This is a genomic window from Agromyces sp. NSFZ (genome assembly GCF_056156205.1).
This window is the reverse complement of sequence record NZ_CM149585.1, coordinates 3835657-3862150: the sequence shown is the minus strand read 5'-3', so window position 1 is coordinate 3862150 and position 26494 is coordinate 3835657. Positions and strand designations below refer to the sequence as shown.

The following is a 26494-nucleotide window of genomic DNA, read 5'->3' as shown; positions in this document are numbered from 1 at the left end:
CTCCGTTCTAGGCTCCGACCGTGACTCTCGCAGCCTTCGCCGCCATCGCCCTCTGCGTCCTGCTCGGCGTCCTCGCCGTCTTCCAGCTCGCCCTCATCCTCGGCGCTCCGCTCGGCCACTACGCGTGGGGCGGCGCCGACCGGGTGCTGCCGACGTCGAAGCGCGTCGGGAGCGTCGTCTCGATCGTGCTCTACGCCGTGTTCGCGTGGATCTTCCTGATGCGGGCGGGCCTCGCGCCGCTCGTGCTGCCCGAGATCGTCGTCGACGTCGCGGCCTGGGTGATCTTCGGCTACTTCGTGCTCGGCATCGTGATGAACGCCATCTCGCGAAGCAGGCCCGAGCGGTACACGATGACGCCCGTCACGGTCGTGCTCGCGGTGCTGGCGCTGATCGTCGCGCTCGGCTGAGAAGCGGGCGGCGGATGCCGCCGAGCCCGCCGTGCGGGACAATGGAGGGGTGAGCGACACGCAGAACTCCCCCGAGAAGCCCGAGCCCCTCTCCGCGGCGGGCCTCGGTGCGGACGGCGTGCGGCCGCCCGCCGTCGGAGCCGGCAGCCCCGCCGACGCGGGTGCCGGCATCGAGCACGTGGAGCCCGTCGAGACCGAGGTCACCAGCGACACGGTCATGGTGCGCCGCTCCCCCCGCTACGGAAGGTTCATCATCCTCGGGGCGATCCTCGGTGCGATCGTCGCGCTCATCCTCACGTTCGCGTTCGACGGCCAGGCTCCCGAGAACGAGCTCGTGCAGTTCGACAAGGGCCAGGTCTTCGGCTTCCTGCTGCTGCTCTGCGGCGCGGTGGGCGTCGGGGTCGGCGCCGTGGTGGCGCTCATCATCGACCGCGCCCTCGCCCGGCGCGCCGAGGCCGGCATCGCCGAGCACGAGTCCACCCACCACGTCGACGAGTAGCACGCGAGGTCCTGCGCACCGAGCCGCGGCGGCCCCACCTCGCACAGGCGGCTCGACGTCGGACCGCCGCGGCGAAGAACGGCTGCTGTCACGGCGGCACGAGGCATCCGCTCGGTTCGCGTGCGCGCCTCAGCTCAGCTGGGTCTTCTCCACCCAGCCCAGGTACTCCTCGGTGACGGTGCCGGTGACGTACTCGCCCGTGAAGCACGACATGTCGAGCTGCTCGATCGACGTGCCCTCGGTGATCGCCGCCTGCAGGTCGGCGACCTCCTGGTAGATCATGTGGTCGGCGCCGAGCTCGCGGGCGATCTCGGGGATCTTGCGGTCGTGCGCCACGAGTTCCTGCCGGCTCGGCATGTTGATGCCGTACACGTGGGGGTAGCGCACGGGGGGCGCCGCCGAGGTGAAGGTGACCTTGTTGGCGCCCGCGGCTCGCGCCATCTCGACGATCTCCTTCGACGTCGTGCCGCGCACGATCGAGTCGTCGACGATGAGGATGTTCTTGCCCTTGAACTCGGTGCCCATGGCGTTGAGCTTCTGGCGCACCGAGCGGCGGCGCTGCGCCTGTCCGGGCATGATGAACGTGCGGCCGACGTAGCGGTTCTTGTAGAAGCCCTCGCGGTACTCGATGCCGAGCTTCTGCGCCACCTGCATGGCGGACGGGCGCGACGAGTCGGGGATCGGCATGACGACGTCGATGTCGCCCTTGTCCATGTGGGTCTCGATCGTCGTGGCGAGCCGGTCGCCCATGCGCAGGCGGGCCTCGTACACCGAGATGCCGTTCATGACGGAGTCGGGCCGCGCGAGGTACACGTACTCGAACGAGCACGGCACGAGCCGGGGGTTGCGGGCGCACTGCCGCGACACCATCTCGCCGTCGAGCGTGATGAAGATCGCCTCTCCGGGTTCGACGTCGCGCACGATCTCGTAGTCGCCGTTCTCGAGCACGAGCGACTCGGATGCCACGATCCACTCGGTCTTGCCGGACTCCGTGGTGCGCTTGCCGAGGATGAGCGGTCGGATGCCGAAGGGGTCGCGGAACGCGAGCAGGCCGTAGCCGGCGATCATCGCGATCACCGCGTAGGAGCCCTCGACGCGCTCGTGCACGAGCTCGACGGCGCGGAAGACCTGGTCGGGGTCGAGCTCGAGGCCCGTGATCCGACCCTGCAGCTCGGTGGCGAGCACGTTGAGCAGCATCTCGGTGTCGCTCGTGGAGTTCACGTGACGCCGGTCGATGCGGAACAGGTCTTCCGAGAGCTCGCGCGTGTTCGTGAGATTGCCGTTGTGCACGAGGATGATGCCGTAGGGCGCGTTCACGTAGAACGGCTGCGCCTCCTCCTCGCGCTCGGCGGCGCCCTTCGTGGTGTAGCGCACGTGGCCGAGGCCCATGTTGCCGAGCAGCGACCGCATGTCGCGGGTGCGGAACGCCTCGCGCACCTGCCCGCGTGCCTTCGCCATGTGGAACACCGGCCCGTCGGCGGTCGCGATGCCCGTGGAGTCCTGGCCGCGGTGCTGCAGGAGGAGCAGGCTGTCGTAGATCTGCTGGTTGACGGGCTCGGTGGAGACGATGCCGACGATGCCGCACATGCGAGCGATGGCTCCTCGTGGGGTGGGGAAGCGTCCGAGCTGGACGATCCATCATCCCATACCTGCGCGTGTGAGCCGCCTGAGTGGCCGCCGGTGCGCACGTGAGCGGATGCCCCTACGGCCGGCGGCCGGCGCGAGGCATCAGTGCACGAAGCGACCGCTCGAGCGCGGGACGCCGGGGGAGATGAGGGCCGCGGCGAAGACCGCGGCGACGATCGCCGCGACCGCGCCGACCTGGAACCCGACGCCAATGCCGAATGCCGCGACGGCCCCGAGGCCGGCGACGCCGGTCGCGCTGCCGAGCTCGTGGAAGGAGTTCAGCAGGCCGGATGCCGCGCCGGCCTCGGTCTCGTCGACGCCGCCGAGCGCGGTGGTGCTCGCGCACACGAACGCCGCGCCGAGGCCGACGGCCGCCACGGTCATGCCGGCGATCGCAGCGGTCTCGGGCCAGACGGCCGTGATCGCCGCCGCGGCGAGCCCGAGGCCTGCCGCGGCGACGACCAGGCCTGCGGAGCCCACGATGCGGGGGCCGAGACGTCCGACCAGCCGGCCGGCGGTGTGCGAGCCGGCGACGATCGCGACCGAGACGGGGAGGAAGGCGAGCCCCGTCGCGATCGACGACCAGCCCGCCCCAGCCTGCAGCTCGAACGAGAACATGAACAGTCCGCCGACGAGGAGGCCCGTCGCCACGAGCATGAGCAGCGACCCCGTCGCGACCGGACGCGAGCGCACGAGCCCGAGCCGCACGAGCGGCTGCGCCGAGCGACGCTCGACGGCGACGAATGCGACCAGCAGCCCGATGCCGAGGGCGGCAAGCCCCGCGGACAGCATCGCCTCGCCCGTGGACGTCGCCGACAGCGCCGCCACGAGGCCGCCGATGCCCGCGGTCGCGAGCAGCGCGCCGGCGAGGTCGACGCGTTCCCGCCGACGGGCGACACGAGGCGCCACCGCGAAGGCGACGACGGCGACGGCGACGAGGACGCCGACGGGCACGTTGACGAAGAAGATCCAGCGCCAGCCCGGACCGCCGGTCAGGAGGCCGCCGAGGAGCACGCCGACCGCGGCGCCGGCACCGCCGACGGCACCCCAGACCGCGAGCGCGTGGTGGCGCGACCTGCCGTGGAACCGGTGCAGGAGAGTGGCGAGGGCGGCGGGCGACAGGAGCGCGGCGCCGACGCCCTGCAGCGCTCGCGCGGCGAGGAACCACTCGGCACTCGTCGCCAGCCCGGCGGCCAGGGAGGCGAGCGTGAACGCCAGCAGGCCGGCGAGGAGCATCCGTCGGCTCCCGAAGACGTCGGCGAGGCGACCGCCGAGCAGCAGCAGGCCGCCGAACGGGACGGCGTAGGCCGCGACGGCCCACGCGGCGAGGGCCGGCGCCAGCCCGAGTTCGGCGCTCATCACCGGCAATGCGACGTTCACCACCGTGACATCGAGCACGAGCATCGCCTGCGCGAGCGCGAGCACGACGAGCGCGACATCGTCGAGGCGGTCGGGACGTCTCGCCGGCGCGGCGGGTCGGGTATGGGCGTGCGTGCGTGTCATCTGCGGCTCCGATCTTTTACACGGCTGTCAAGGTATTAACTTATACACCCCTGTCGCCGATAAGATCAAGGCATGACGAGCACCCGATCGACGCGCAGCGATGCACTGCGGAACCGCGACGCCATCCTCGACGCCGCCGTGGTGCGCCTGAGCGAGGATCCGGGCGCGAGCATGGCCGACATCGCGAAGGCCGCCGGTGTGGTGCGGGTCACCATCTACGGGCACTTCGCCTCGCGTGAGGACCTCATCGAGGCGGTGCTCGTCCGCACCATCGAGCGCTCGGAGGCCGAACTCGCCGAACTCGACCTCGACGGCGACCCGATCGCGGCCCTCGACCGGCTGGTGCGCCGTTCCTGGCGCATCGTCGACACGTTCCATCGGCTGCTCGGTGCGGCCGAGGATGCGCTCTCGAACGAGCGCATCGTGGCCCACCACGCCGAGCCGATGGCGCGCGTGCGCGCCCTGATCGAGCGAGGCCAGCGCGAGGGGTCGATGCGGCGCGACCTCAGCGCCGAATGGCTCACGAGCTGCCACACCGCGCTGCTGCACGCCGCCGCGGCGGAGTTGCGCGCGGGCAGGCTCGCCGAGGCGGAGGCCGATCGCGTGGTCGCGGCCACCGTCGTGTCGCTCGTGACCGCGGGCGCCTGACGGCGCTGCCGCCCCCGCGGCCGCATGCGACTCCTCGAGTCGTCGGTGATGGCTGCCTGTACCCGTCCGCGGGCCGCCGCACTGACGACTCGGAAATCTGTGGCGGGGTCTTGCTTTTGACGTTTATTTAGTACTAAATTAAGCGAGTCCCCAGCACACGACCCGAGGCATCAATGGCGATCCGCTCCAACTCCCGCACCGACGTCAACCGCTCGGCCATCCTCGCCCAGCTCGGCGCGAACGGACCGGCCTCCCGCGCCGATCTCGCCCGGGTGCTCGGCGTCTCCCCCGCGCTCATGACGCAGCTCGTGAAGGACCTCATCGCCGACGGCCTGCTCGTCGAACTCGATCAGGCACCGTCGAACGGCGGACGCCCCGCCCGCATGCTCGGCCTCGCGGCATCGTCGAGCCGTGCGATCGGCGTCAAGGTCGTCGCCGATCACGTCGCGTTCGTCGAGGTCGGCATCGACGGGCGCGTGCTGCGCTCGGCGAGCGAGCCGTACGACGCCGCGTCGAGCACCTTCCTCACGCAGCTCGTCGACCGCATCCGCCACTTCATCTCGGGCGGTACGGGTGAGACCCTGCTCGGCGTCGGCGTGGGCGTGCCGGGCAGCGTCGACCTGCCCGGCAGCGGCGTCGTCGACGCGCCCCAGCTCGGCTGGAGCGGCGTCGAGCTCGGCGCCGGGCTGCGCCGGGCGCTCGGACTGCCGGTCATCGTCGAGAACAACGTGAACGCGCTCGCCGTGGCCGAGCGGCTCTTCGGGCTCGGCCGCTCGCACGACAACTTCCTCGTGGTCACCATCGGCACCGGCATCGGGGCCGGCATCGTCGTCGAAGGCAGCGTGCTGCGTGCGGCCTCGGGCGGCGCGGGCGAGATCGGGCACATCCCGGTCACCGACGACGGTCCGCGCTGCAGCTGCGGCAACGACGGATGCCTCGAGGCGTACATCGGCGAGGCGGCCCTCGTGTTCCGGGCCCGCGAACAGGGCGTGATCTCCGGCACCGCCGGCATCGCCGCGCTGCAGGCGGCGGCCGAGGCCGGGGATGAGCGGGCCGCGCGCATCTACGGCGAGGCCGGCACCCTGCTCGGACGCACGCTCGCCGGCGTCGTGCACACCATCGATCCCGCCTTCGTCGTGGTGCTCGGCGAGGGGACGACGGCCTGGCGGCACTGGTCGTACGGCTTCGAGCCGGCGTTCCGCTCGCACCTCCTGCGGCACCGCCGCAGCATTCCCGTCGAGGTCGAGACGTGGCAGGACGAGAGTTGGGCGCAGGGCGCGGCGGCGCTCGTTCTCGCGACGCCGTTCGACGCGGCGGGCGACGCCGGCGACCAGGGCCGGCTGATCCGCGCCCGGTTGGTGGAGCAGGCGGCCCGGCCATGACGGCCCTCGTCGGCGAGACCGCCGCGGCGGTCGCCGAACCCGCACGTGCCCCGCGCGCGGTGTCGCCCCCACGTCCGAGCGGGCATCGCGCCCGACGCATCCGGTACACCCTCACCGTGCTCGCATTCCTGCTGCCGAGCGCGATCCCGCTCGCGCTGTTCGTGCTCGGGCCCATGGTCGCGGCCGCCTGGATCAGCCTCACCGAGTGGAACCTGCTCGCCCCCGCGAAGTGGGTCGGGCTCGAGAACTACGCGAGGCTGCTCACCGACCCCGAGACGGCCGACATCTTCCTGCACACGGTGACGTACATCGTCGGCTACCTGCCGATCGTCTACGTCGGCGGCCTCGCGATCGCGCTCGGGCTGAACGCCGCGCTGCGCGGCCGCACGGTGCTGCGCGGCGTGTACTTCCTCCCGGTCATCACGAGCTGGATCGTCGTCGCGCTGGTCTGGCGGTGGCTGCTCAATCCGTCGAACGGCGTCGTCAACACGGTGCTCGGGTTCTTCGGCATCGACGGCCCGGGATGGTGGAGCGACCCCGCCTGGGCGATGCCCTCGATCATCCTCGCGTCGGCGTGGAAGGACCTCGGCTTCGTCATGGTCATCCTGCTCGCCGGCCTGCAGGCCATCGATCCCGAGCTCCTCGACGCGGCACGCGTCGACGGCGCGGGCTGGTGGCGCCGCCTGTTCTCGGTGACGCTGCCGCTCCTCTCGCCGGCCACCTTCTTCGTCGTCGTGATCTCGCTCATCAACGGGTTCCAGGTATTCGACCAGGTCTACGCGATGACCGGGGGAGGCCCGGGCGGCGCATCGCAGGTGGTCGTGCAGCAGATCTACGACCTCACGTTCCGCTACGGCAGGGCCGGCGAGGCATCCGCGCTCTCCTGGCTGCTGTTCGTGGTCATCCTCGCCGTCACCGTCGTTCAGATCGGCGGACAACGGAGGTGGGTGAACTATGGCTGACCAGGCGATCGACACGGGCACGACGTCGGCGACCACGCGTCGCACGCCCGCGGCGCGTTCCGCCCTCACCAGGAGCGTGGTCCTGCACGTCGTGATGGTGCTCGGCGCACTCGCGATGTTCTTCCCGTTCTACTGGACGCTCGTCACGTCGTTCAGCCCGGGCGCGGGACTCAGCTCGACGCCGCAGCTCGTGCCGGCGCAGCCGGGACTCGACGCGTACACGCAGCTGTTCTCGGAGGTCCCCTTCGCACGGGTCGTCGGCAACAGCCTGATGCTCGCGACCATCACCACCATCGTGCAGCTGTTCACGAGCGCCACGGCCGCCTACGCCTTCAGCCGACTGCCGTTCCGCGGTCGCACGGTGGTGTTCGGCGTGTACCTCGCGACCATGATGATCCCGCTGCAGGTGCTCGTGGTGCCCCTGTTCGCCGAGCTCCGGGCGTTCGGGCTCGTCGACACCTACCTCGGCGCGCTGCTGCCGACGTTCGCCGCGGCGTTCGGCATCTTCCTGCTGCGTCAGGCCATGAACCAGGTGCCCGTCGAGCTCGACGAGGCCGCCGCGATCGACGGCGCGGGACACTTCCGGATCTTCTGGACGGTCGTGCTGCCGAACATCCGGCCCGCGCTGGCCACGCTCGCGGTGTTCGCGTTCATGGGCAGCTGGAACAGCTTCCTCTGGCCGCTCGTCGTGCTGCGCTCGCCCGAGGTGCAGACCCTGCCCGTCGCGCTCGCGGGGCTGCAGGGGCAGTACACGACGCAGTGGGACGTCGTCATGGCGGGTTCGGTCATCAGCATCCTGCCGATGCTCGCCATCTACCTCTTCGCCCAGAAGTACGTCATCCAAGGCGTCGCGAACACCGGGTTGAAGTAGGCCCGGGGCGCCGCGGCGCCGCGCATCCCATCCCTCCACCACGCACTCCACCCATCCCAACCATCCCAACCATCCCATCCATCACCCCCTCACCCCGATCGAAGGAGATACCCACCATGAGGAGCACAGCACTCGCCGCCGTCGGCATCGCCGCCGCCGCGGCGCTCGCCCTGAGCGGCTGCGCCGCGGGCGACGCTGCCGATGACGGCCAGGTGACCATCACCTACACGAACTTCATCTCGAACGACGGCAACGAGGAGAACCTCCAGGCCATCGTCGACGCGTTCGAGGAGGAGAACCCCGGCATCACCGTCGAGGTGACGACGCTGCCCTACGCCGACTACGGCACGGCGCTGCAGACCGACCTCGCCGCGGGCACCGTCTCGGACGTCTTCGACATCGAGTACGCGAACTACGCGCAGTACCAGGCCAACGGCGTGCTCGCCGAACTGCCCGTCGCGGACCCCGACGCCTATCGGCCGAGCCTGCTCGAGGCGTACCAGACCGACGGCACCCAGTACGCGCTGCCGAGCTCGTTCTCGACGGTGGTGCTCTACTACAACGCCGACCTGTTCGACGCGGCGGGACTCGAGCACCCGACGTCCGACTGGACCTGGGCCGACGAGCAGGCCGCGGCCGAGAAGCTGACGGATGCCGCCGCCGGCGTCTGGGGCGACCACCAGCCCGTGAGCTTCTACGAGTTCTACAAGGTGCTCGCCCAGAACGGTGGCGAGTTCCTGAACGAGGACGGCACCGAGGTCGCGTTCAACACGCCGGAGGGCATCGAGGCCGCGCAGTGGCTCGTCGGCAAGAGCGGCACCGTGATGCCGACCATCGAGCAGGGCCAGGGCACGCCCGACTTCGACACGAACCTGTTCAAGGACGGCAAGCTCGCGATGATGCACACCGGCATCTGGGTGTTCGGATCCGTCGCCGATGTGCCGTTCGGCTGGGACATCGCGGTCGAGCCGGGCAACACGCAGCAGGCCAGCGCCGTGTTCTCGAACGCGGTCGGCGTCTCCTCGGGCTCGAAGCACCCCGAGGCCGCGGCGAAGTTCGCCGAGTTCCTCACCTCGAGCGACGTGATGGTGCAGACGCGTCTCGACGCCGGCTGGGAGCTCCCGCCGATCTCCGACGAGGCGGCGCTCGCCACCTACCTCGAAAAGGGCACCCCGGAGAACCGCCAGGCCGTGTTCGACTCGCTCGACGGCATCGCCCTGCCGCCCGTGGTGGCCGAGGGCCAGCAGGAGATGCAGGACATCATGACCGAGGAGCTCGTCGAGGCGCAGTCCGGTCGCAAGACCGTCGAGGAGGCGCTCGCCTCCGCCGAGGAGCGCATCAACGCCGCCATCGGCGGCTGACCAGCCGGGCCGAGCCCATCATCGGGGCCGGGCGATCGCCCGGCCCCGTCACCCGCCACCACCGCACGACCACGAAAGCAGCAGACGGATGACCCTGCCCGAGATCGACCGACCGAGATCGATCGCCTCACTCGCCGAGTCGAGCGCCGCCCTCATCGCCGCCCTTCAGGACGCGGACGGAGCCTACCCCGCGAGCCCGACGTTCTCCGCGTACGCGGGATACAGCTGGTTCCGCGACGGCGCCTTCATCGCCGATGGCATGTCGAGCTACGGCAGGACCGAGTCGGCAGAGCGCTTCTTCGACTGGTGCGCACGGGTGCTCGAGGCGCGCGCCGAGGAGATCGCCGCGATCACGGCCGCGGCCGCCGACGGGCGACCCGTCGCCGACGGCGCCATGCTGCCGACGCGCTTCAGGTTCGACGGTCGAGCGGGCCTCGACGAATGGTGGGACTTCCAGCTCGACGGCTACGGTACGTGGCTCTGGGCGGTCGGCGAGCACGTGCGGCGCCACGGCAGGGATGCCGCACGCTGGGCGCGCGCCATCGAGCTCAGCGTCGAGTACCTGTGCTCGTCATGGCGGCGCCCGTGCTTCGACTGGTGGGAGGAGCACGCGATGCACGTGCACGTCTCGACGCTCGGATGCATCGCGGCCGGCCTCCGCGAGGCGGTCGCGCTCGGCGTGCTCGACGCCGGCCTCGAGGCATCCGCCGCCGAGGCCGAAGCCGAGATCGTCCAGACGATCCACGCCGAAGGCCTGGCCGACGGCCACCTCGTGAAGTGGATCGGCTCGAGCGCCGTCGACGCCAGCCTCGCCTCGGTCGTTGGCCTCCTCGGGGTCGTGCCCGCGGCATCCGGCCCGGGTCGTGCGACCATCGAGGCGATCGAGCGCGACCTCACCGTCGGCGGCGGCGTGCACCGCTACCTCGGCGACACGTTCTTCGGCGGCGGACGCTGGCCACTGCTGTCGTGCATGCTCGGCGTCGCCCACGCACGTGCCGGCGACGTCGCCCGGGCCAGGGAGCTCCTCGACTGGGCCGCGTCGACGGCCGCGGCCGACGGCTCGCTGCCCGAGCAGGTCGGCGGGCACCTGCTCGCGCCCGAGCGCGTCGACGAATGGGTCGAGCGTTGGGGGCCGGTCGCGCAGCCGCTGCTCTGGAGCCACGCCATGTTCATCCGCCTCGCCGTCGAACTCGACGGCGCCGGCACCCCGAGCGATGGAGACGCAACCGAATGATCCGCCACCGTCCCAACGGCTCCGGCCACCCGTACTCGGTCGACACCGAGCAGCGTCAGCCGGTCGATCCCGTCGCCGGCGAGCCGCTCACGCTCGGGGCGCGGACGACGCCGGACGTCGTCGAGGTCGACGCCGAGGTCGAGATCACGCTCGCCGATGGCGCGAGGCACGAGCGCCGGATGCCGCTCGCCCGCGTCGCCCGCACCTCGCGCGGCCAGGCGATCGACGGCGGCCACCTCGCCTCCGCGCAGGCGCGCCTCGCGCGCTCGGCCGGCGATTGGGCGGTCACGTTCGATGCGCCGCCCGCCGGCAGCGACATCCGGTACCGCCTGGTCGGCCGCACCGCCGAGGGGGCGACGCAGCGCACGCGCTGGTTCGAGACCCGGAGCTCGGCGTGGACGCCCGCGCCCGACGAGACCGTCGCGACGTCGGGCCGCAGCCGGGTCGTCTCCGGCAGCGTCTCGGTGCTCACCGACGGCGAGCGCGTGCGCCGGATCCGCTTCGCCCTGCCGCTCGCCGGCGGCGAGCACGTGACCGGCTTCGGCGAGCGCTTCGACGCGCTCGACCACCGTGGCACGACGCTCGACTCGGTGGTCTTCGAGCAGTACAAGAGCCAGGGCGCCGAGCGCAAGACCTATCTGCCGATGCCGTTCGCGCACGTCGTCGGCGGCGACGGCTGGGGCTTCCACGTGCGCACGTCGCGACGGGTGTGGTTCGACGTCGGCTCGAGCGAGCCCGACGCGATCGTCGTGGAGGTCGAGATGGATGCCACGGCCGGCGAGCCCGCCGTGACCGTCGCGTGCTACGACGGCTCGCCGACCGCCGTGCTCGATGCGTTCCTCGACGAGGTCGGTCGTCCCGAGGAACTGCCCGACTGGGTGTTCCGGCTCTGGGCGAGCGGCAACGAGTGGAACACGCAGGCCGAGGTCATGCGCCAGGTCGACCTGCACCGCGAGCACGACGTGCCCGTGGGGTCGGTCGTCATCGAGGCGTGGAGCGACGAGCGCACGTTCACGGCGTTCCGCGACGCGCGGTACGCGGTCACGGAAGACGGCGCGCCGCACCGGCTCGCCGACTTCGAGTTCCCGCCGGACGGCGCGTGGCCCGACCCCAGGGGCATGGTCGACGAGCTCCACGCCCGCGACATCCGCGTACACCTCTGGCAGATCCCGCTCCTGAAGGCGAGGCCCCACCCCACCGGGCAGGCGAGGGCCGACGCGCTCGCCGCGGCGCGGGAGGGCGTGCTCATCCGCGAGCCCGACGCGCGCGGCGCGTTGCACGCGTATCGCAACCGCGGCTGGTGGTTCCCGCTGTCGACCATGCCCGACCTCACGAACGAGCGTGCCGCGCGCTGGTGGACCGAGAAGCGCCGCTACCTCGTCGAGGAGGTCGGCATCGACGGCTTCAAGACCGACGGCGGCGAGCACGCCTGGGGCCGCGAACTCGTCTACCTCGACGGCACGCACGGCGACGAGGGCAACAACACCTTCCCGGTCGCCTACGCGAAGGCCTACGGCGACCTGCTCCGCTCGGCCGGCAAGGCTCCCGTGACCTTCAGCCGTGCCGGCTTCACCGGATCGCAGGCGCACGGCGCGTTCTGGGCGGGCGATGAGAACTCGACGTGGGAGGCGTTCCGCTGGTCGATGTTCGCGGGACTCTCGGCGGCGGCGTGCGGCATCCTCTACTGGGGTTGGGACCTCGCCGGCTTCTCGGGTCCGCTCCCGAGCGCCGAGCTGTACCTGCGGTCGACCGCCGCGTCGACGTTCGTGCCGATCATGCAGTACCACTCGGAGTTCAACCACCACCGCACCCCGTCGCGCGACCGCACGCCGTGGAACCTCGCCGAGCAGACGGGCGACGATCGCGTGATCCCGGTGTTCCGCGCCTTCGCGCAGCTGCGCGAGCGCCTGGTGCCGTACCTCGCGGCCGAGGCCGCCGAGAGCATCCGAACCTCGTCGCCGCTCATGCGGCCGGTGTACTTCGACCACCCTTCGACCGCGACGGCGTGGACGCATCCGCTCCAGTGGATGCTCGGCCGCGACCTCCTCGTCTCGCCGGTCGTCGTCGAGGGCGAGCAGGAGCACGAGACGGCCCTGCCGCCGGGCGACTGGGTCGATGCGTGGACGGGCGAGCGGCAGGCGGGCGGGGCGCTCGTGCACTCGGCCGTGCCGCTCGATCGCGTGCCCGTGCACGTGCGGGCCGAGGCATGGCCGCGGCACGCCGGGGTCTTCATGCCGTGACCGCGGGGCCCGGCGGCCGCTACCGGGCGTGCAACTCCACGAAGGTGCGGAGCATGCGGCTCGGCTCCGAGACCACGGCCCGCCGCGCCGCGGCGACCGTGAGCTCGAGTTCGTCGGGGGCGAAGTAGCCGTGGCGCGCGTACGCGTGGATGCGCACGATGATGCCCTCGAGGTCGAGCTCGGGGTGGAACTGCGTCGCGTAGACGTTGCGGCCGACCCGGAACACCTGCACGGGGCACTCGGGCGACGACCCGAGCAGGGTCGCCGCGCCGGGAAGCGTGCGGATCGCCTCCTTGTGCCCGACGAAGGCGTTGAACGTGGGCGGCAGTCCGGCGAGCAGCGGGTCGGCGGCCCCCGCCTCGGTCAGGGTCACCGGCACGACGCCGATGCGCTCGCCGAAGGTGCCGTCGATCGTCGCGCCGATGTGCACGCCGACGGTGCCGACGCCGTAGCAGGCGCCGAGGAAGGGGAAGTCGCGCGCGACGACCTCGTCGAGGAGCGCCGCGAACTCGGTTTCGACCCGGTGCTGCACGGCGGACTTCCGCTCGGGCGGGTCCGACGCGTTGAACGGGCCGCCGCCGACGAAGATGCCCGACAGCGCGTCGAGGTCGAGCTTCGGCATGGGCCCGGCTTCGAGCCGCACCCGGACCAGGTCGCGCTCGTCGAGGCCGGTGCCGCGCAGGAAGAGGGCGTACTCCTCGTCGGCGGGCATGTCCTCGGCACGAGTGGCGAGGAGGACGAACGGCTTCACGGCCCCACGATACGCGTGCAGGTGCGCTCAGTACTCCGACGGTTTCGGGAGCACCGCCATGGTGCACCGCGAGATGCAGACGAGCTTTCCCTGCTCGTCGGTGATGCGGATGTCCCACACCTGCGTCGTGCGCCCGCGCGAGACCGGGCGCGCCTCGCCGGTCACCCAGCCGTCGGCGACGGGTCGCAGGTGGTTCGCGTTGATCTCCATGCCGACGCAGTAGTTCGCGTCGGGGTCCACGGTGAAGCTCGCGCCCCAGCTCGCGAGGGTCTCGGCGAGCAGCACGGATGCCCCGCCGTGCAGCACGCCGCCGGGCTGGCGCGTGCGCTCGTCGACGGGCATGCGACCCCTCAGGGAATCATCCGTCAACTCGGTCATCTCGATGCCGAGCGCGCGGATCGCGGTGCCGTCGCAGCGGGAGTTCGCCCACTCGACGGAGGGTTCGCCGAACCAGATGCTCATGCGGTCGAGTCTGGCATGACCCGTACCTCACGCCAGTTCGGCGATGATCGGATGGATGGCGTCGTCGAAGGCCGAGGCATCCGATCGCAGCGAGTCGGTGACGGCGACGGTCATGGCTCCGATCCACCAGACGCCGGGAGCGGTGAAGGGCACGACCTCGACGTTGAGCTCGAAGGAGTGCGCGCGCCGGCCGACCTCGCGCTCGTGCTCGGCGATGGTTCCCGCGTAGGCGCGATACGAATCGCCGCGGCGCGCGGCCGAGGCTGAACGGTAGGCCTGATGCGCCCACTCGGCCCACGCCCGAGCCGCCTCGGCGTGCGGCACGATCGCCGCGGCGAGCAGTTCGGCGTCGGAGACGGGCAGTGCCACGTCGGTCTCGTACGCCTCGACGAGTTCGAGCGGCACGGGCGACGGATGCGCCTCGGGCTCGACGGTCATCGCCCACCAGGCGCGCCACTGGCGCTCGAGCAGGTCGTGGTCGTCCATCTCGAGTCGTGCGCCGACGCGGCCGACATCCCGGAGGCGGGGAAGCTCGACGGGCGATGCGACGCCGAGCACCTCGCGGAGGTAGAGGGCGAGGAGAACCGAGCGACTCGCGTTCTCGCGAATCACCCACGACGGCGTGGCCCCCGACATGACCCCATTTTAGTCCCGCGTCACTCGGGCACCACCGTCCGCCGCGCGGGCCGCGGGTACGCTTGACGGGTGACCGCGAACTCGTCCTACGCCGCCGCCGGAGTCGACACCGCGGCAGGCGACCTCGCCGTCGAGCTCATGAAGGCGGCGGTCGCGAAGACCCACGGGCCGAACGTGCTCGGCGGAGTCGGCGGCTTCGCCGGCCTCTTCGACCTCTCCTTCGCGAAGGCGTACGAGCGGCCGCTGCTCGCGACCTCCACCGACGGCGTCGGCACCAAGATCGCCATCGCGCAGGCGCTCGACCTCCACGACACCATCGGCCAGGATCTCGTCGGCATGGTCGTCGACGACATCGTGGTGGTCGGTGCGAAGCCGCTGTTCATGACCGACTACATCGCCTGCGGCAAGGTCGTGCCCGAGCGCATCGCCGCGATCGTCACCGGCATCGCGCGTGCGTGCGCCGAGACCGGAACCGCGCTCGTCGGCGGCGAGACGGCCGAGCACCCGGGACTCATGGGCGTCGACGACTACGACGTGGCCGGAGCGGCGGTCGGGGTCGTCGAGGCCGACCGCCTGCTCGGCGCCGAGCGCGTGGCCGACGGCGACGCCGTGCTCGCGATCGCGTCGAGCGGACTGCACTCCAACGGGTTCTCGCTCGTGCGCCACATCCTGCAGAAGGCCGGCCTGGCCTACTCGGATGCCGCGCCCGACCTCGGCACCAGCTGGGGGGAGGCGCTCCTCGAGCCGACGCGGCTGTACACGGGGCCGCTCGTGCGGCTCCTCGAGCACGAGCGGCTCGCGGCATCCGTGCACGCCCTCTCGCACGTCACCGGCGGGGGAATCGCCGCGAACCTCGCGCGCGTGCTGCCGCGCGGGTCGTGGGTCGAGGTCGATCGCTCGACGTGGTCGCCTGCGCCGGTCTTCCGGGTGCTGAACGGACTCGCCGGCACCACGCTCGAGTCGACCGAGGGCACCTGGAACCTCGGCATCGGCTTCTTCGCCGTGGTGGCGGCGGATGCCGCGGCCGCCATCGTCGCCGAGCTCGACACGCTCGGCCTGCCCGCGTGGCAGGTCGGCACCGTCGTCATCGGCGACCGCGAGCTCTCGGGCTTCGAGCAGGGGGCCAAGGGCGTCGACGGCGGTGCCGTGCGGCTCGTGGGCTCGTACGCGAGCTGACCTCGTGCGCGCCGACCTCTCGATCGGGCTCACGGGCACGACCGACCCCGAGATCATCCGGGCGCTGGCGCCGCGCATCGAGCGGCACGGCTTCTCGGCGCTGTGGATCAACGACGTTCCGGGCGGAGACTCGCTCGTCGCGCTCCGCACCGCCGCGGCGACCACCGTGCGGTTGCACCTCGCGACGGGCGTGATCCCGCTCGATCGACGCCCGGCCCACACCCTCGACCTCGCCGGACTTCCGAGCGACCGCACCACGATCGGCATCGGATCCGGCGGAGCGCCGCATCCGCTCGCGCTCGTGCGCGACGGCATCGAAGTCCTGCGTCGGGCGACGGATGCCGCGATCGTCGTCGGTGCGCTCGGTCCGCGCATGCGGCGTCTGGCCGCCGAGCACGCCGACGGCGTGCTGTACAACTGGCTCACGCCGACGGCGGCGACCGAGGCGATGTCGGAGCTGCACGATGCGGCCGCCGGCCGAGCCGTGCGCGGGGTCCTGTATGTACGCACCATCGCCGAGCCCGCCGCGCGCCCCGCGCTCGAACGCGAGGCCGACCGCTATGCGCGCGTGCCCTCGTACGCCGCGAACTTCGAGCGCCTCGGCGTGCGGCCGATCGACACCACCATCACCGCCCCGTCCGACCTGCCGACCTACGACGTGGTCGACGAGGTCGTGCTGCGCGCCGTCACTCCGACGGGGTCGCTCGCCGAACTCGAGCGGTTCGTCGAGGACACCGCGCGCTGGCGGGCCGCCCGGTAGCATCCGCCGCGACGTCGCTGCCAGGACCGCTATCGTGTGCCCATGACCGGTGATCGGCTCGAGCGACTCGAGGCCCCGCCGCGCCTCGGTCGATGGGTCGGCCTCATGGTCGCCGGCGAGAGCGTCGGCTTCCTCGTCCCCGTCACGGGGTTCGCGCTCGCAGCCGCCCTCGGGCTCGAGGCATGGGCGGCGTGGGCGCTCCTCGTCGTCATGGGGGCCGGAGAGGGGGCGCTCCTCGGGCTCGGTCAATCCCTCGCGCTGCGCGGCTCGAGCGCTGCGGTGCCGGTGGGGCGCTGGGTCGCCGTGACGGCCGTCGCGGCATCCGTCGCCTGGTCCATCGGGATGCTGCCGACGACGCTCGCCGACCTCGGCGTCGAGATCGACTGGGGTGCCCCGCTCACCTGGGTCGTCGTCGGGGTGGCCGGGCTCGTGCTGCTCGCGACCATCCCGGTGGCGCAGTGGCCCGTGCTCGCCCGCAGCGTGCCGCGGGCGTGGCGGTGGATCCCGCTGAACATGGGGGCGTGGCTGGTCGGACTCGTCTTCACGTTCCTGCCGTCGCCGTTCGTCGACGAGTCCACGCCGGGCTGGATCACGTTCGCGCTGTTCGCGGTCGGCGGCGTGCTGATGGCGACGACGGTCGCCGTGATCACCGGCCTGGGACTGCGTCGGATGTCACATCCGCGTCGGCGAGCACCGTGACGGGCGTCGTGCACCCTGAGGCAGGGAGGCGGTGGTCAGGCGCGCTGTTCGTCGCCCGTGACGTAGGTGTCGTCGTCGTCGGCGGCGTACTCCGCCCACTTCGCCGCCTCGTCGCTGTATTCGTCATGCTTCGAGCCGGTGAGCTCTCGCTCAAGCGCCGTGTAGTCGGTGTTCGGGCTGAAGTACTTCAGCTCCCGTGCGACCTTGGTGTGCTTGGCTTTCTGACGGCCGCGCCCCATGCGTGACCCCCTTACGACATCTGGCCGGGTGGGATGGTCTTCACCCGGCGCTCATCTGATAAATGAAATTCGTCCGAAGGCAAGTTTAGCACCGCCCATCGAGCACTCCGGCGTCATCCACAACGCGCGCAGTCGACCCGTTCCGCGCATTCCCGTTCTGCGTGCGTACAGCCGGACGTGCTGAGATGATGACGTGATGTCGAGCCCAGAGCGCGTGAAGGTCGTGGTGATCGGCGCCGGGCAGGCCGGACTGTCCGTCGCCTACTATCTTCGACGCTTCGAGCTCGTCGCCGACGAGGACTTCGTGATGCTCGACCGGGCTCCGGGGCCCGGCGGGGCCTGGCAGCATCGCTGGTCGTCGCTGCGGCTCGGCACGGCGCACCGGGTGAATGACCTGCCCGGAATGACCGAGCTCGGACTCAGTTTCGACACCGCCGACCGGTCGCTTCCCGCCAAGGAGGTCGTGGCCGACTACTACGGGCGATTCGAGGAGCACTTCGACCTGAGGGTGCGCCGCCCCATGAACGTGCGCACCGTCGAGAACGACGGCGTCGACCTGCTCGTGCACTACGAGGACCTCACGCCGCAGCCCGTCGAGGAGTCGAAGACCCGCAGCGGGCTGTTCCGCCGGCGCCGATCCTTCGAGGAGCCGGGTCCGCCGCCGCAGCCGCAGTACGAGATCACGTCCCAGTTCCTCGTGAACGCCACGGGAACGTGGGGGTCGCCGTTCGTGCCCTACTACCCGGGCATGGCCGATTTCGCGGGCCGGCACGTGCACACGTCCGACTACACGAGCGCCGAGGACTTCCGTGACAAGCACGTCGTGGTCGTGGGCGGCGGCACCTCCGCGATCGGGTTCATGCTGGAGCTCGAGGATGTCGCGGCCGGGCTCACGTGGGTGTCGCGCCGTCCGATCGACTGGCTCGACCGGCAGGAGCTCGATCTCGAGGGTGCATCCGCCGCCGTCGCCAGGCAGGACGAGGCGGCGCGCTCGGGCCGGGCGCTGCCCTCCATCGTGAGCGGCACGGGCGTGCCGAAGAGCCGCCGCATCGCCGCGGGCATCGAGCGCGGGCTCCTCGTCGCGAGGCCGATGTTCGACCGCATCGAGGCCGACCGCGTCGTGTGGGACGGCCCGGACGGCGGCATGGCGCGCGCCGACGCGATCATCTGGGCGACCGGATTCCGCCCCGAGCTGCGCCATCTCGCACCCCTGAAGCTGCGAGAGAAGGCGGGTGGTGTGCAGGTCGGGCAGGGTGCGGCCTGGAACGACCCGCGCATCTTCCTCGCCGGCTACGGACCTCAGGCCTCGACCATCGGTGCGAGCCGGGCGGGCCGCATGATCGCGCGCCAGATCATGGCCATGCTCTAGGGATTCGACCCGAACACCGGGCCGCGCGGATGCCTCAGCCGGCGCCGCCCTCGCGTGCGCGCTGCCCGAACGTGCCCGACGTGAGCGTGCGGTACGAGGCGGCGACGATCTCCTCGAGTGCCGCGAGGTCGATCTGCTCGAGGTCCTTGAGGTAGAGGCATCCGACGCCCGTGGTGTGCGGGCCCAGTCGCTCGACGAGCGATGCGTGCGCGTCGACGCCGTCGTTGAGGTAGACCGTGGTCGCGGCCTTGCGCGGTGAGAAGCCGGCTGCCGGCGCGTCGCCTTCGCGCCCGCTGTCGTACCGGTAGTGATACGTGCCGAAGCCCACGATGGAGCGGCCCCACATCGCGGCGGGCCGGCCGGTCGCGCGCGTCATGAGCTCGAGCATGGTCTCGGCATCGCGCCGGCGCACCGGGTGCTCGACCCGATCGAGGAACTCCCGCACCGCGGCATCCGTCGCCATGCCGCGAGTCTACGACCGGACGCCGCTACCCGGCCATGCTCGCGATCTGGATGAGGTTGCCGCAGGTGTCGTCGAAGATGGCCGTCGTGACCGGGCCCATCTCGGTCGGCGGCTGGGTGAACGCGACACCCGCGGCGACGAGCCGGGCGTGCTCGGCCTTCACGTCGTCGACCGCGAAGGAGGTGTACGGGATGCCGTCGGCCACGAGGGCCCGCTTGTAGGGGCCGGCCGCAGGGTGCTCGTCGGGCTCGAGCAGGAGCTCGACGCCGTCGGTGGCCTCGGGGGAGACGACGGTGAGCCAGCGGTACTCGCCGGCCGGCACGTCGGTCTTCTTCTCGAAGCCGAGTACCCGGGTGTAGAAGTCGAGGGCCTTGTCTTGATCGTCCACGAGGACGCTCGTCACGTTGATGCGCATGTCATCGCCTTTCGTCTGGTGCCGCCTCGGCGGGATCCGCCGGATCGGGCAGGTGCTGGTCGGAGTGGTCGACATGCGCCCGGAGCCATCCCCGCCACGCCGCCCTGAGCGGCTCGCGGTTCAGGGTGTGGCGGCGGAAGCGCCCGTCACGCCTGGCCTCGACGAGTCCGGCGCGTTCGAGCACGTCGAGGTGCTTCGCCACGGCCTGGCGCGACACCTCGAGACCGTGACGCATGATCAGCCGCGTGCACAGCTCGAAGAGGGTCTGGTCGTCGCGCTCGGCGAGTTCATCGATGAGGATGCGCCTCGTCGGATCGGCCAGCGCCCGGAACACGTCGTCCACGACCGCCAGCATAGGCAACCAGATGGTTACCTGTCAATGATCGAAGGGTGTCGGCCGTTGGTAGAGTTGAGGCGAATCCCGACCGAACGAGGGGCCCCGACGTGAACCGTGCGACGCAGCTCATGCGTGGCGCGACCACCGCGGCGATCGCCCTGTTCCTCGCGGCCTTCTCGCACGGCGTCGCCGCCGGCGAGTCGCCCGGAGGCGTCGGGCTCGTGTTCGCCGCGCTCGTCGCGCTCGCGGCATCCGTGGCCTTCGTCGGCCGTCGCGTGACGCCGTCGCGCGTCGCGCTCGCCGTGGTCGTGAGCCAGGGCGCGTTCCACCTGCTCTTCGGCGTGGGTGGCGGCGGTGGCGGCGGCCTGGCCGTGAGCGGCACCGGCCACCACCAGGTGGTCACCCTCGTCGAGGGTGCCACGCCGGCCGCATCGCACGCGGCGCACAGCGACGTCGCCATGCTGGCGGCCCATGCGCTCGCCGCGGTGCTCACCATCGTCTACCTCCTCCTCGCCGAGGCCGCCGTGTGGCGCGCGCTCGGCGTCGTGGCCCGACGCTTCGTCGGCCGGCTCACGGGCGCAGGCGCGGTCGCGCCGGTCGTCGTCACCGCATCGCGGCTGCCGGTCGATGCGGCCCCTCACGCGCCACGCTCACGCCTGCTCGACTCGACGCTGCGCTCTCGCGGCCCGCCCGCCCTCGTCGCCTTCGCCTGATCCCGCCGCGCATCGCGGCGATCCACTGCATTCCGGATGCCCCGAAAGGGCGTGCCCGCTGCCGCCCGTGCATCCGTCACGAAGACGAGGAACGACCACATGACCCACATGACCCACATGACCCACATGACCCACATGACCCACCGATCCGCCATCGCCGCCGTCGGCGCCGACTCGCCGCCAGCTCCCCGGAACCGGCTTCGAGCGACCCTGCTCGCGAGCGCCCTGCTCGCCGCCACGGCGGTCGGACTCGCGGAGGCCGTACCGGCCTTCGCGCACGATGACCTGCTCGGCTCGAGCCCCGAACACGGCGAGGTGCTCGACGCCGCCCCGACCGCCATCGAGCTCGAGTTCTCGAACGACATCATCGAGATGGGCACGGCGATCATCGTCGTCGACGCCGATGGCGAGCCGCTCGAGGTCGGCGAGCCCGTGATCTCGGGCCGTACGGTGACCGCAGCCCTGCCCGCGCAGATCGCAGACGGTGAGTACCAGACGCGCTGGCGCGCCGTCTCCGCCGACGGCCACCCCATCGAGGGGACCATCGACTTCGGCGTCGGCGCGGATGCGACCGGCGAGTATCCCGCCACGCTCTCCGACCAAGGCGAGTCCGCCGATGAGCCCGGATCCCAGGACGAGTCGTCGTCGCCGGCCGCGACCGACGCCTGGCCGATCCTCGGCGGCGTGATCGGCGGGCTCGCCGTGATCGCGCTCGTCGCCATCCTCGTCATCCGTACCCTTCGTCGCCGCGGCGACGCATCCTGAAAGCCATCGACATGCGATCCATGAAGCGTTCCCTCACCATCTCCGCCGCCATCGCCGCCGCGCTCACCCTCGCGGGGTGCGCCGGCGCCGACGCCACCTCCGCCACGAGCGCCGCCGACGCGAGCGCCGCCGACGCGAGCGCCGAAGCGGCGCGGGCGGAGTCGCCTGTCACGCTCACCGACGGCTGGGCGAAGGCGGCCGAGACCGGCATGACCGCCGTCTTCGGCGAGCTCGAGAACACCGGCTCCGACGACCTCGTCGTCGTCGCGGTCGAGACCGACGCGGCCCAGTCGGCCGAACTGCACGAGATGGTCGACGACGGCAGCGGCACCATGACCATGCGGGAGAAGGACGGCGGGTTCCCGCTGCCCGCCGGCGATCACCTGCATCTCGAGCCGGGCGGGAACCACATCATGCTGCTCGGTCTCACCGCGCCGCTGCTCGCGGGCGACGAGGTCGCGGTCACCGTCACCTTCGACGACGGGTCGAGCCTCGAGGTCACGGTGCCCGTGAAGGACTACGACGGCGCCAACGAGAGCTACGACGGCGGCGAGCACGAGGCGCACTGATGGCGGCTCGTGAATCCGCCGGCGGTGGGTTCTCGCGTCGGCAGCTCCTCCTCGGGGGAGCCGCCGCCGCGGGCGTCGGCGCGGCGACGGCGCTCGGCGCCGAGGCCGCCTGGCGCGCCGCCGCCCTCGACGGTGCGTCGGGCGCGCCCGGCGCCACCGCGGTCGATCCCGCCTCGGCGACCGCCGTCGGCGACGCCGTGGTGCCGTACCACGGCGAGCACCAGGCGGGCATCGAGACCACGCCCCAGTCCCACGCGCTCTTCGTCGCGCTCGACCTGGCGCCCGAGGTCGACGCGGCGGCCCTCCGACGCCTGATGCGCATCCTCAGCGACGACGCAGCCCGGCTCACGAGGGGTGAGCCGGCGCTCGCCGACACCGAGCCGGAGCTCGCGCTGGTACCGGCCCGACTCACCGTGACCTTCGGGTTCGGGCCGGGATTCGTCACCCGTGCCGGCGGCGCGTCGGCCCCGGCGTGGCTGCGGCCGCTGCCGCCGTTCGGCATCGACCGGCTGCAGCCCACGTGGAGCGACGGCGACCTGCTGCTCCAGCTCGGCGCCGACGATCCGGTGACGCTCGCGCATGCCGCGCGCATGCTCCTCAAGGACGCGCGGAGCTTCGGCACCGTGCGATGGTCGCAACGGGGGTTCCGGCGGGCGGCGGGCGCCGAGGCATCCGGGACCACGATGCGGAACCTCTTCGGGCAGGTCGACGGCACCGTCAACCCGGCGCCCGGGAGCCCGGACTTCGACGAGGTCGTCTGGGTGGGCGACGGCCCGCGCTGGCTCGAGGGCGGCACCGGCATGGTGCTGCGCCGCATCGCGATGGACCTCGACGGCTGGGATCGCATCGACCGCCCCGGCCGCGAGTTCTCCGTCGGTCGCCGGCTCGACACGGGCGCACCGCTGACGGGGGAGGCCGAGCACGACGCACCCGACTTCGATGCGGTGACGAAGCTCGGCTTCCCCGTCATCTCCGAGGTGTCGCACCTGCGACGCTCGCGGAGCGCGGCTCCGGGCGAGCGGATCTTCCGGCGCGGCTACAACTACGACGACGCGCCGATCGGGGCCTCCGTGTCGGACGCGGGCCTGCTCTTCGCCTCGTACCAGGCCGATGTCGACCGGCAGTTCGTGCCGATCCAGCGACGGCTCGACGAAGCCGACCTCCTGAACCAATGGACGACGCCCATCGGTTCGGCCGTCTTCGCGATTCCGCCCGGATGCGCCGAAGGCGGGTACGTCGGCGAGACGCTCGTCTGAGTTCGGTGGGCGGATGCCCCGGCGGCGTGCCGCGGCATCCGCCGCCCTGCTCGTCGGCCGGGTGCTCAGCGGACCGCGAGGTACGCGGCGGCGGCGGCGGCGAGACCGAGCGCGAGTGTCACGACGACATTGAGGATCGCCGCCCGCCAGCGGCCGCCGTCGAAGAGCTCGATGGTCTCGACGGTCCACGTGCTGAAGGTCGTGAGGCCCCCGCAGAACCCCGTGACGAGGACGATTCGGAGATCGCCGGCGAGCTCGGCTCGTTCGGCGAGGGCGATGAGGGCGCCCGCGAGCCCCGATCCGAGCACGTTCACGATGAGGATGCCGCCCGGGAGGTGTCCGGGGCGCACGGGGAACGCCCGCGACAACGCATAACGGAGCACCGCGCCGACCGCACCGGCCGCGAGCACGGCCGCGACGACGAGCGGGGTCAGGCCGCCGGTCACAGCGTCTCCCCGGCATCCGTCACCTCGGTCGGCATCGGCCGATGCGCGATGAGCGACCCGAGCCGCAGCCCCGCGGCGGCGAGCGCGAGGCCACCGACCACGGAGGCTCCGAGGTACAGGGCGGCGAGCCCGATCGCATCCACGCGAGTGAGCACGACGACGGAGGCGAGCACCGCGGAGAGGGTCGTGAACGAACCCAGCACTCCGGGGCCGAGGCCCGCCTTCAGCCAGAGCGGCGTCGACGGGCGGGTCCAGAGGCCGCCCACGAGCCAGCCGAGCGCGAGCGAGCCCATGAGGTTCACGATGAGCGTCTCGGTCGGGAACTCGCCGTCGGCGTGCGGGAACGCGAGGTCGGAGGCGAGACGCAGGCCGGTGCCGATGAGGCCGCCGAGCGCGACGGCGAGGTAGGCGCGCACCCCTCGAGACTACGCGGCGGGCGTGGTGACGAGTTCGGCGACCCACACGTTCGTGTGCAGCACGAGGCCGGGCCGCACCTCGAAGTCCTCCTCGCCTCGAAGCGTGAAGCCGGCCTTGCGGCAGACCGCGTTGGAGGCCGGGTTGTCGACGCGCGGGTAGGCGTAGACCGGCAGGGTCTCGCCCGCAGCGCGTGCGTGATCGAGCATCGCGGCGACCGCGGCCGGCGCGATGCCCTGCCCGCGATAGGCGGACTCGACCGACCAGCCCGCCTCGAGTGCGGGCTCGCCGTGGTAGTCGTGGTGCCAGTAGCCGATGACGCCCACGCCCTCGGGGTGGCCCGGGATCTCGATGCGGAACTGCACTCCGATGCCCTCGGTCTGCAGGCGGAGGTACCGCTCGTGGCGCGCGATCACCTGCTCGTCGGACTCGACGCCGCCCATCTGGTCCATGAGTTCGGGCGTGTTCGCGCGACGGAGCAGGTCGAGGTCGTCGACCGACCACGGGCGAAGCGTGATGTCGACCATGGGGCGATCCAACCACGAGCCGCCGACACCGCGGTACGCCGCTCCGGCACTGATGCTGGAATCGCATCAGTGCCGGAGTCGGCGGAATGCAGCCCGACTAGCGGCCCGTGAGCGTCGCGAGCACGTCGGCCCGCACCTGCGCCAATCGCGACTTCAAGAGCGCCACCGACTCGGAGCTGAGGCTGCCCTGGTGGGCGTGCGAGCGCAGGTCGGTGCGCAACTGCTGCCGGAACTCGTTGATCACGAGATCGGCCTCGTGCACCGCGCGGGCGGACTCGACGTGCGCCGCGTTGGCGGCAGCCGTCGCGGTCGCCGTGGCGCTCGTCGCCTGCCGCTTGGCCTCACGGGCCGCCGACGCGAGCTCGGCGCGCAACGATCGCATGGCGTCGTTCACCTCGGCGCGCACGCCGTCGGCGAGGCGGCGGACCGAGTCGGTGAGGTCGTCCTCGATGGCGTCGAGCTCATGTCGCCGCGCGTCGAGCTCGGCTCGACCGGCATCCGTGATCTCGTAGACGGTCTTGCGGCCGTCGGTCGACTTCGTGACGAGCCCCTCCTCCTCGAGCTTCGCGAGCCGTGGGTAGATCGTGCCGGCGCTCGGACTGTACGTGCCGCCGAATCGGTCGGACAGCGCCTGGATGAGCTCGTAGCCGTGCCGTGGTCGCTCCTCGAGGAGCGCCAGCAGGTACAGGCGCAGGTTGCCGTGGGCGAAGACGGGCGGGGTCATGCCGACGCCTCGCCCTCGTTCGCGTCGTACGGCGACTGCGTCGTGCCGGGCGTCTGCGACGTGCCCGCCTGCGCCTGAGCACCGGCCGAGGCATCCGTCGCCCGGCTCTTCGCGCCGTCGCGTCGCATGATCGAGATGTTGCCGGAGACGCTGTTCGCGCCGAGGTCGAGCCAGCGGCCGGCGAGCTCGCCGACGACGCGCTCGAAGCCCTTGCCGAGCATGCCCTTCATGGTCACGTCGTCGAGCAGCACCGTACCGCCGACGGTGTTGATGCGATAGCGCGCACCGGTGCCGGGCTCGAAGCGCACCGTGAGGTCGCCGGAGACCGTGTTCGTGTCGATGCGGTCGGGCGTGCCCTCGGTGTCGACGATCATGTTGCCCGAGACGGTGTCGGCGTTGAACGAGACGATGTCGCCGGTCGCGACGACATCGCCCGAGACGGAGTGCGCCGTGATGCGTCCGGTGTGGTTGCCCGCCGAGACCTCGCCCGACACGCTCGAGAGCTCGACGTCGCCCTCGTGGCTGTCGACGACGATGTCGCCCGAGACGGTGTTGAGCCTGGCGTCGCCCGCGAAGCCCGAGACGAGCGCGTCGCCCGAGACGACGCCGAGCTTCAGCGCGACCGTGCGCGGCGCGAGGATCGAGACCTCGGCCTTGGCGCTGCCGACGAAGCCCTTGAACGCCTCGATGAAGTTGTCCCAACGGAGCTGCGGGTGGTCGACCTCGAGCACGTCGCCGTCGATCTGGACCTTGAGGTCCTTGCCGGTGACACCCCGGATCTCGATACGGGCACCCGGTTCGTCGTGTGCGATGACGTCGACCTTGCCGCCGATGAGGCTCACCTTGAGCTTGCGTACGAGCTCGAGGTCGATGACCCGGGACTCTCCGGGTGCGATGACCCACTTCTCGATCGCCATGGTTCGTATCCCCTCTTCTCGCGATATATCGCGTCTTCGATCACACTCAAGATATATCGCGTTTGGCCCAACCGCAACTGTTCGATGCTGCGGATATACGATCCGGCGCGCCGGCAAATCCGG

Annotated in this window: 31 protein-coding genes; 17 read left to right on the top strand and 14 right to left on the bottom strand. The window is 71.6% G+C overall.

All coding sequences use genetic code 11. From position 1 onward, the window contains the following. Positions 1-20 precede the first annotated feature (20 nt). Positions 21-407: a hypothetical protein gene (locus ACVFI9_RS18315; RefSeq protein WP_474763606.1), complete on the top strand. Its 387-nt coding sequence runs from the start codon at positions 21-23 to the stop codon at positions 405-407. 49 nt (positions 408-456) lie between these two features. Then, complete coding sequence (locus ACVFI9_RS18310; RefSeq protein ID WP_474763605.1) at positions 457-906, top strand: hypothetical protein; 450 nt, start codon at positions 457-459, stop codon at positions 904-906. A gap of 129 nt (positions 907-1035) precedes the next feature. On the opposite strand, the gene purF is transcribed toward ACVFI9_RS18310, so the two are convergent. Together purF and ACVFI9_RS18300 are read right to left on the bottom strand one after the other, a co-directional pair. Further along, positions 1036-2493, bottom strand: a complete 1458-nt coding sequence (gene purF / locus ACVFI9_RS18305) for an amidophosphoribosyltransferase (RefSeq protein ID WP_474763604.1) — start codon at positions 2491-2493, stop codon at positions 1036-1038. A gap of 141 nt (positions 2494-2634) precedes the next feature. Further along, positions 2635-4035: an MFS transporter gene (locus ACVFI9_RS18300; protein WP_474763603.1), complete on the bottom strand. Its 1401-nt coding sequence runs from the start codon at positions 4033-4035 to the stop codon at positions 2635-2637. A 72-nt stretch (positions 4036-4107) separates the two neighbouring features. Between ACVFI9_RS18300 and ACVFI9_RS18295 the strand changes: the two genes are divergently transcribed. The 7 genes from ACVFI9_RS18295 to ACVFI9_RS18265 all read left to right on the top strand — a co-directional run bounded on the left by ACVFI9_RS18295 (position 4108) and on the right by ACVFI9_RS18265 (position 12733). Continuing rightward, positions 4108-4683, top strand: coding sequence for a TetR/AcrR family transcriptional regulator (locus tag ACVFI9_RS18295; protein ID WP_474763602.1), 576 nt, complete (start codon positions 4108-4110; stop codon positions 4681-4683). Between the two features lie 173 nt (positions 4684-4856). Further along, positions 4857-6065, top strand: a complete 1209-nt coding sequence (locus tag ACVFI9_RS18290) for an ROK family transcriptional regulator (protein WP_474763601.1) — start codon at positions 4857-4859, stop codon at positions 6063-6065. After that, a complete protein-coding gene (locus ACVFI9_RS18285) occupies positions 6062-7027 on the top strand; it encodes a carbohydrate ABC transporter permease (protein ID WP_474763600.1) in 966 nt (321 codons plus the stop codon). The genes ACVFI9_RS18290 and ACVFI9_RS18285 overlap by 4 nt, the downstream gene beginning before the upstream one ends. Continuing rightward, the gene (locus ACVFI9_RS18280; protein WP_474763599.1) at positions 7020-7898 is read left to right on the top strand and encodes a carbohydrate ABC transporter permease; all 879 of its coding nucleotides are present in this window, start codon (positions 7020-7022) and stop codon (positions 7896-7898) included. The genes ACVFI9_RS18285 and ACVFI9_RS18280 overlap by 8 nt, the downstream gene beginning before the upstream one ends. Positions 7899-8014: 116 nt before the next feature. Beyond that, entirely contained in the window at positions 8015-9259 is a 1245-nt protein-coding gene (locus ACVFI9_RS18275) for an ABC transporter substrate-binding protein (protein ID WP_474763598.1), read from the top strand. An 88-nt stretch (positions 9260-9347) separates the two neighbouring features. Continuing rightward, positions 9348-10493 (top strand): glycoside hydrolase family 15 protein, encoded by a 1146-nt coding sequence (locus ACVFI9_RS18270; RefSeq protein ID WP_474763597.1) that lies wholly within the window; start codon positions 9348-9350, stop codon positions 10491-10493. Next, positions 10490-12733: a glycoside hydrolase family 31 protein gene (locus tag ACVFI9_RS18265; RefSeq protein ID WP_474763596.1), complete on the top strand. Its 2244-nt coding sequence runs from the start codon at positions 10490-10492 to the stop codon at positions 12731-12733. The genes ACVFI9_RS18270 and ACVFI9_RS18265 overlap by 4 nt, the downstream gene beginning before the upstream one ends. Before the next feature lie 19 nt (positions 12734-12752). Here the strand turns inward: ACVFI9_RS18265 and ACVFI9_RS18260 are convergent, their stop codons facing one another. The 3 genes from ACVFI9_RS18260 to ACVFI9_RS18250 are packed head-to-tail and all read right to left on the bottom strand — an operon-like array spanning position 12753 to position 14582. Beyond that, positions 12753-13484, bottom strand: a complete 732-nt coding sequence (locus ACVFI9_RS18260; protein WP_474763595.1) for a glutamine amidotransferase — start codon at positions 13482-13484, stop codon at positions 12753-12755. A 27-nt stretch (positions 13485-13511) separates the two neighbouring features. Next, complete coding sequence (locus ACVFI9_RS18255) at positions 13512-13946, bottom strand: hotdog fold thioesterase (RefSeq protein ID WP_474763594.1); 435 nt, start codon at positions 13944-13946, stop codon at positions 13512-13514. A gap of 27 nt (positions 13947-13973) precedes the next feature. Then, positions 13974-14582 carry a zinc-binding alcohol dehydrogenase gene (locus ACVFI9_RS18250; RefSeq protein WP_474763593.1) on the bottom strand — a complete coding sequence of 203 codons (609 nt, stop codon included), beginning with the start codon at positions 14580-14582 and terminating at the stop codon, positions 13974-13976. A 69-nt stretch (positions 14583-14651) separates the two neighbouring features. On the opposite strand from ACVFI9_RS18250, the gene purM reads away from it, so the two are divergent. Genes purM through ACVFI9_RS18235 form a run of 3 tightly spaced genes read left to right on the top strand, consistent with a single transcriptional unit; the run spans position 14652 to position 17217 of the window. Then, entirely contained in the window at positions 14652-15758 is a 1107-nt protein-coding gene (gene purM / locus ACVFI9_RS18245) for a phosphoribosylformylglycinamidine cyclo-ligase (protein ID WP_474763592.1), read from the top strand. A gap of 4 nt (positions 15759-15762) precedes the next feature. Beyond that, positions 15763-16518: an LLM class flavin-dependent oxidoreductase gene (locus ACVFI9_RS18240; RefSeq protein ID WP_474763591.1), complete on the top strand. Its 756-nt coding sequence runs from the start codon at positions 15763-15765 to the stop codon at positions 16516-16518. A 42-nt stretch (positions 16519-16560) separates the two neighbouring features. After that, positions 16561-17217 carry a hypothetical protein gene (locus tag ACVFI9_RS18235; protein WP_474763590.1) on the top strand — a complete coding sequence of 219 codons (657 nt, stop codon included), beginning with the start codon at positions 16561-16563 and terminating at the stop codon, positions 17215-17217. 35 nt (positions 17218-17252) lie between these two features. Here ACVFI9_RS18235 and ACVFI9_RS18230 read toward each other — a convergent pair whose 3' ends face one another. After that, positions 17253-17456, bottom strand: coding sequence for a DUF3073 domain-containing protein (locus tag ACVFI9_RS18230; RefSeq protein ID WP_474763589.1), 204 nt, complete (start codon positions 17454-17456; stop codon positions 17253-17255). Positions 17457-17652: 196 nt separating this feature from the next. Between ACVFI9_RS18230 and ACVFI9_RS18225 the strand changes: the two genes are divergently transcribed. After that, positions 17653-18825 (top strand): NAD(P)-binding domain-containing protein, encoded by a 1173-nt coding sequence (locus ACVFI9_RS18225; RefSeq protein WP_474763588.1) that lies wholly within the window; start codon positions 17653-17655, stop codon positions 18823-18825. Positions 18826-18859: 34 nt separating this feature from the next. Here ACVFI9_RS18225 and ACVFI9_RS18220 read toward each other — a convergent pair whose 3' ends face one another. Genes ACVFI9_RS18220 through ACVFI9_RS18210 form a run of 3 tightly spaced genes read right to left on the bottom strand, consistent with a single transcriptional unit; the run spans position 18860 to position 20046 of the window. Beyond that, the gene (locus ACVFI9_RS18220) at positions 18860-19288 is read right to left on the bottom strand and encodes a DUF1801 domain-containing protein (protein ID WP_474763587.1); all 429 of its coding nucleotides are present in this window, start codon (positions 19286-19288) and stop codon (positions 18860-18862) included. Between the two features lie 25 nt (positions 19289-19313). Next, positions 19314-19703 carry a VOC family protein gene (locus tag ACVFI9_RS18215; RefSeq protein ID WP_474763586.1) on the bottom strand — a complete coding sequence of 130 codons (390 nt, stop codon included), beginning with the start codon at positions 19701-19703 and terminating at the stop codon, positions 19314-19316. Position 19704: 1 nt separating this feature from the next. Next, positions 19705-20046 carry an ArsR/SmtB family transcription factor gene (locus ACVFI9_RS18210; RefSeq protein ID WP_474763585.1) on the bottom strand — a complete coding sequence of 114 codons (342 nt, stop codon included), beginning with the start codon at positions 20044-20046 and terminating at the stop codon, positions 19705-19707. A gap of 101 nt (positions 20047-20147) precedes the next feature. On the opposite strand from ACVFI9_RS18210, the gene ACVFI9_RS18205 reads away from it, so the two are divergent. From ACVFI9_RS18205 to ACVFI9_RS18190, 4 genes are all read left to right on the top strand, one after another. Beyond that, a complete protein-coding gene (locus ACVFI9_RS18205; protein ID WP_474763584.1) occupies positions 20148-20753 on the top strand; it encodes a hypothetical protein in 606 nt (201 codons plus the stop codon). Between the two features lie 99 nt (positions 20754-20852). After that, on the top strand, positions 20853-21518 hold the full coding sequence (locus ACVFI9_RS18200; protein ID WP_474763583.1) for a copper resistance CopC family protein: 666 nt from the start codon (positions 20853-20855) through the stop codon (positions 21516-21518). A gap of 20 nt (positions 21519-21538) precedes the next feature. Continuing rightward, complete coding sequence (locus ACVFI9_RS18195; protein ID WP_474763582.1) at positions 21539-22087, top strand: copper chaperone PCu(A)C; 549 nt, start codon at positions 21539-21541, stop codon at positions 22085-22087. After that, a complete protein-coding gene (locus ACVFI9_RS18190; protein WP_474763581.1) occupies positions 22087-23343 on the top strand; it encodes a Dyp-type peroxidase in 1257 nt (418 codons plus the stop codon). Before ACVFI9_RS18195 ends, ACVFI9_RS18190 begins: the two co-directional genes overlap by 1 nt. A 65-nt stretch (positions 23344-23408) precedes the next feature. Here the strand turns inward: ACVFI9_RS18190 and crcB are convergent, their stop codons facing one another. The 5 genes from crcB to ACVFI9_RS18165 form a co-directional block, all read right to left on the bottom strand. Beyond that, positions 23409-23789 (bottom strand): fluoride efflux transporter CrcB, encoded by a 381-nt coding sequence (gene crcB / locus ACVFI9_RS18185; protein ID WP_474763580.1) that lies wholly within the window; start codon positions 23787-23789, stop codon positions 23409-23411. Next, positions 23786-24205 (bottom strand): fluoride efflux transporter FluC, encoded by a 420-nt coding sequence (locus ACVFI9_RS18180; protein WP_474763579.1) that lies wholly within the window; start codon positions 24203-24205, stop codon positions 23786-23788. The genes crcB and ACVFI9_RS18180 overlap by 4 nt, the downstream gene beginning before the upstream one ends. A 9-nt stretch (positions 24206-24214) precedes the next feature. Beyond that, positions 24215-24730, bottom strand: a complete 516-nt coding sequence (locus tag ACVFI9_RS18175) for a GNAT family N-acetyltransferase (protein WP_474763578.1) — start codon at positions 24728-24730, stop codon at positions 24215-24217. Positions 24731-24827: 97 nt separating this feature from the next. Then, positions 24828-25454 (bottom strand): PadR family transcriptional regulator, encoded by a 627-nt coding sequence (locus ACVFI9_RS18170; protein ID WP_474763577.1) that lies wholly within the window; start codon positions 25452-25454, stop codon positions 24828-24830. Beyond that, on the bottom strand, positions 25451-26371 hold the full coding sequence (locus tag ACVFI9_RS18165; RefSeq protein WP_474763576.1) for a DUF4097 family beta strand repeat-containing protein: 921 nt from the start codon (positions 26369-26371) through the stop codon (positions 25451-25453). Before ACVFI9_RS18165 ends, ACVFI9_RS18170 begins: the two co-directional genes overlap by 4 nt. Positions 26372-26494: the final 123 nt, after the last annotated feature.

Bases quoted from the DNA above. Each gene is read 5' to 3' on its own strand.
- purF (WP_474763604.1), bottom strand. From the start codon at position 2,493: ATGTGCGGCATCGTCGGCATCGTCTCCACCGAGCCCGTCAACCAGCAG.
- ACVFI9_RS18300 (WP_474763603.1), bottom strand. From the start codon at position 4,035: ATGACACGCACGCACGCCCATACCCGACCCGCCGCGCCGGCGAGACGT.
- ACVFI9_RS18295 (WP_474763602.1), top strand. From the start codon at position 4,108: ATGACGAGCACCCGATCGACGCGCAGCGATGCACTGCGGAACCGCGAC.
- ACVFI9_RS18290 (WP_474763601.1), top strand. From the start codon at position 4,857: ATGGCGATCCGCTCCAACTCCCGCACCGACGTCAACCGCTCGGCCATC.
- ACVFI9_RS18285 (WP_474763600.1), top strand. From the start codon at position 6,062: ATGACGGCCCTCGTCGGCGAGACCGCCGCGGCGGTCGCCGAACCCGCA.
- ACVFI9_RS18280 (WP_474763599.1), top strand. From the start codon at position 7,020: ATGGCTGACCAGGCGATCGACACGGGCACGACGTCGGCGACCACGCGT.
- ACVFI9_RS18275 (WP_474763598.1), top strand. From the start codon at position 8,015: ATGAGGAGCACAGCACTCGCCGCCGTCGGCATCGCCGCCGCCGCGGCG.
- ACVFI9_RS18270 (WP_474763597.1), top strand. From the start codon at position 9,348: ATGACCCTGCCCGAGATCGACCGACCGAGATCGATCGCCTCACTCGCC.
- ACVFI9_RS18265 (WP_474763596.1), top strand. From the start codon at position 10,490: ATGATCCGCCACCGTCCCAACGGCTCCGGCCACCCGTACTCGGTCGAC.
- ACVFI9_RS18255 (WP_474763594.1), bottom strand. From the start codon at position 13,946: ATGAGCATCTGGTTCGGCGAACCCTCCGTCGAGTGGGCGAACTCCCGC.
- ACVFI9_RS18250 (WP_474763593.1), bottom strand. From the start codon at position 14,582: ATGTCGGGGGCCACGCCGTCGTGGGTGATTCGCGAGAACGCGAGTCGC.
- ACVFI9_RS18235 (WP_474763590.1), top strand. From the start codon at position 16,561: ATGACCGGTGATCGGCTCGAGCGACTCGAGGCCCCGCCGCGCCTCGGT.
- ACVFI9_RS18230 (WP_474763589.1), bottom strand. From the start codon at position 17,456: ATGGGGCGCGGCCGTCAGAAAGCCAAGCACACCAAGGTCGCACGGGAG.
- ACVFI9_RS18225 (WP_474763588.1), top strand. From the start codon at position 17,653: ATGTCGAGCCCAGAGCGCGTGAAGGTCGTGGTGATCGGCGCCGGGCAG.
- ACVFI9_RS18220 (WP_474763587.1), bottom strand. From the start codon at position 19,288: ATGGCGACGGATGCCGCGGTGCGGGAGTTCCTCGATCGGGTCGAGCAC.
- ACVFI9_RS18215 (WP_474763586.1), bottom strand. From the start codon at position 19,703: ATGCGCATCAACGTGACGAGCGTCCTCGTGGACGATCAAGACAAGGCC.
- ACVFI9_RS18200 (WP_474763583.1), top strand. From the start codon at position 20,853: ATGACCCACATGACCCACATGACCCACATGACCCACATGACCCACCGA.
- ACVFI9_RS18195 (WP_474763582.1), top strand. From the start codon at position 21,539: ATGAAGCGTTCCCTCACCATCTCCGCCGCCATCGCCGCCGCGCTCACC.
- ACVFI9_RS18190 (WP_474763581.1), top strand. From the start codon at position 22,087: ATGGCGGCTCGTGAATCCGCCGGCGGTGGGTTCTCGCGTCGGCAGCTC.
- ACVFI9_RS18175 (WP_474763578.1), bottom strand. From the start codon at position 24,730: ATGGTCGACATCACGCTTCGCCCGTGGTCGGTCGACGACCTCGACCTG.
- ACVFI9_RS18170 (WP_474763577.1), bottom strand. From the start codon at position 25,454: ATGACCCCGCCCGTCTTCGCCCACGGCAACCTGCGCCTGTACCTGCTG.
- ACVFI9_RS18165 (WP_474763576.1), bottom strand. From the start codon at position 26,371: ATGGCGATCGAGAAGTGGGTCATCGCACCCGGAGAGTCCCGGGTCATC.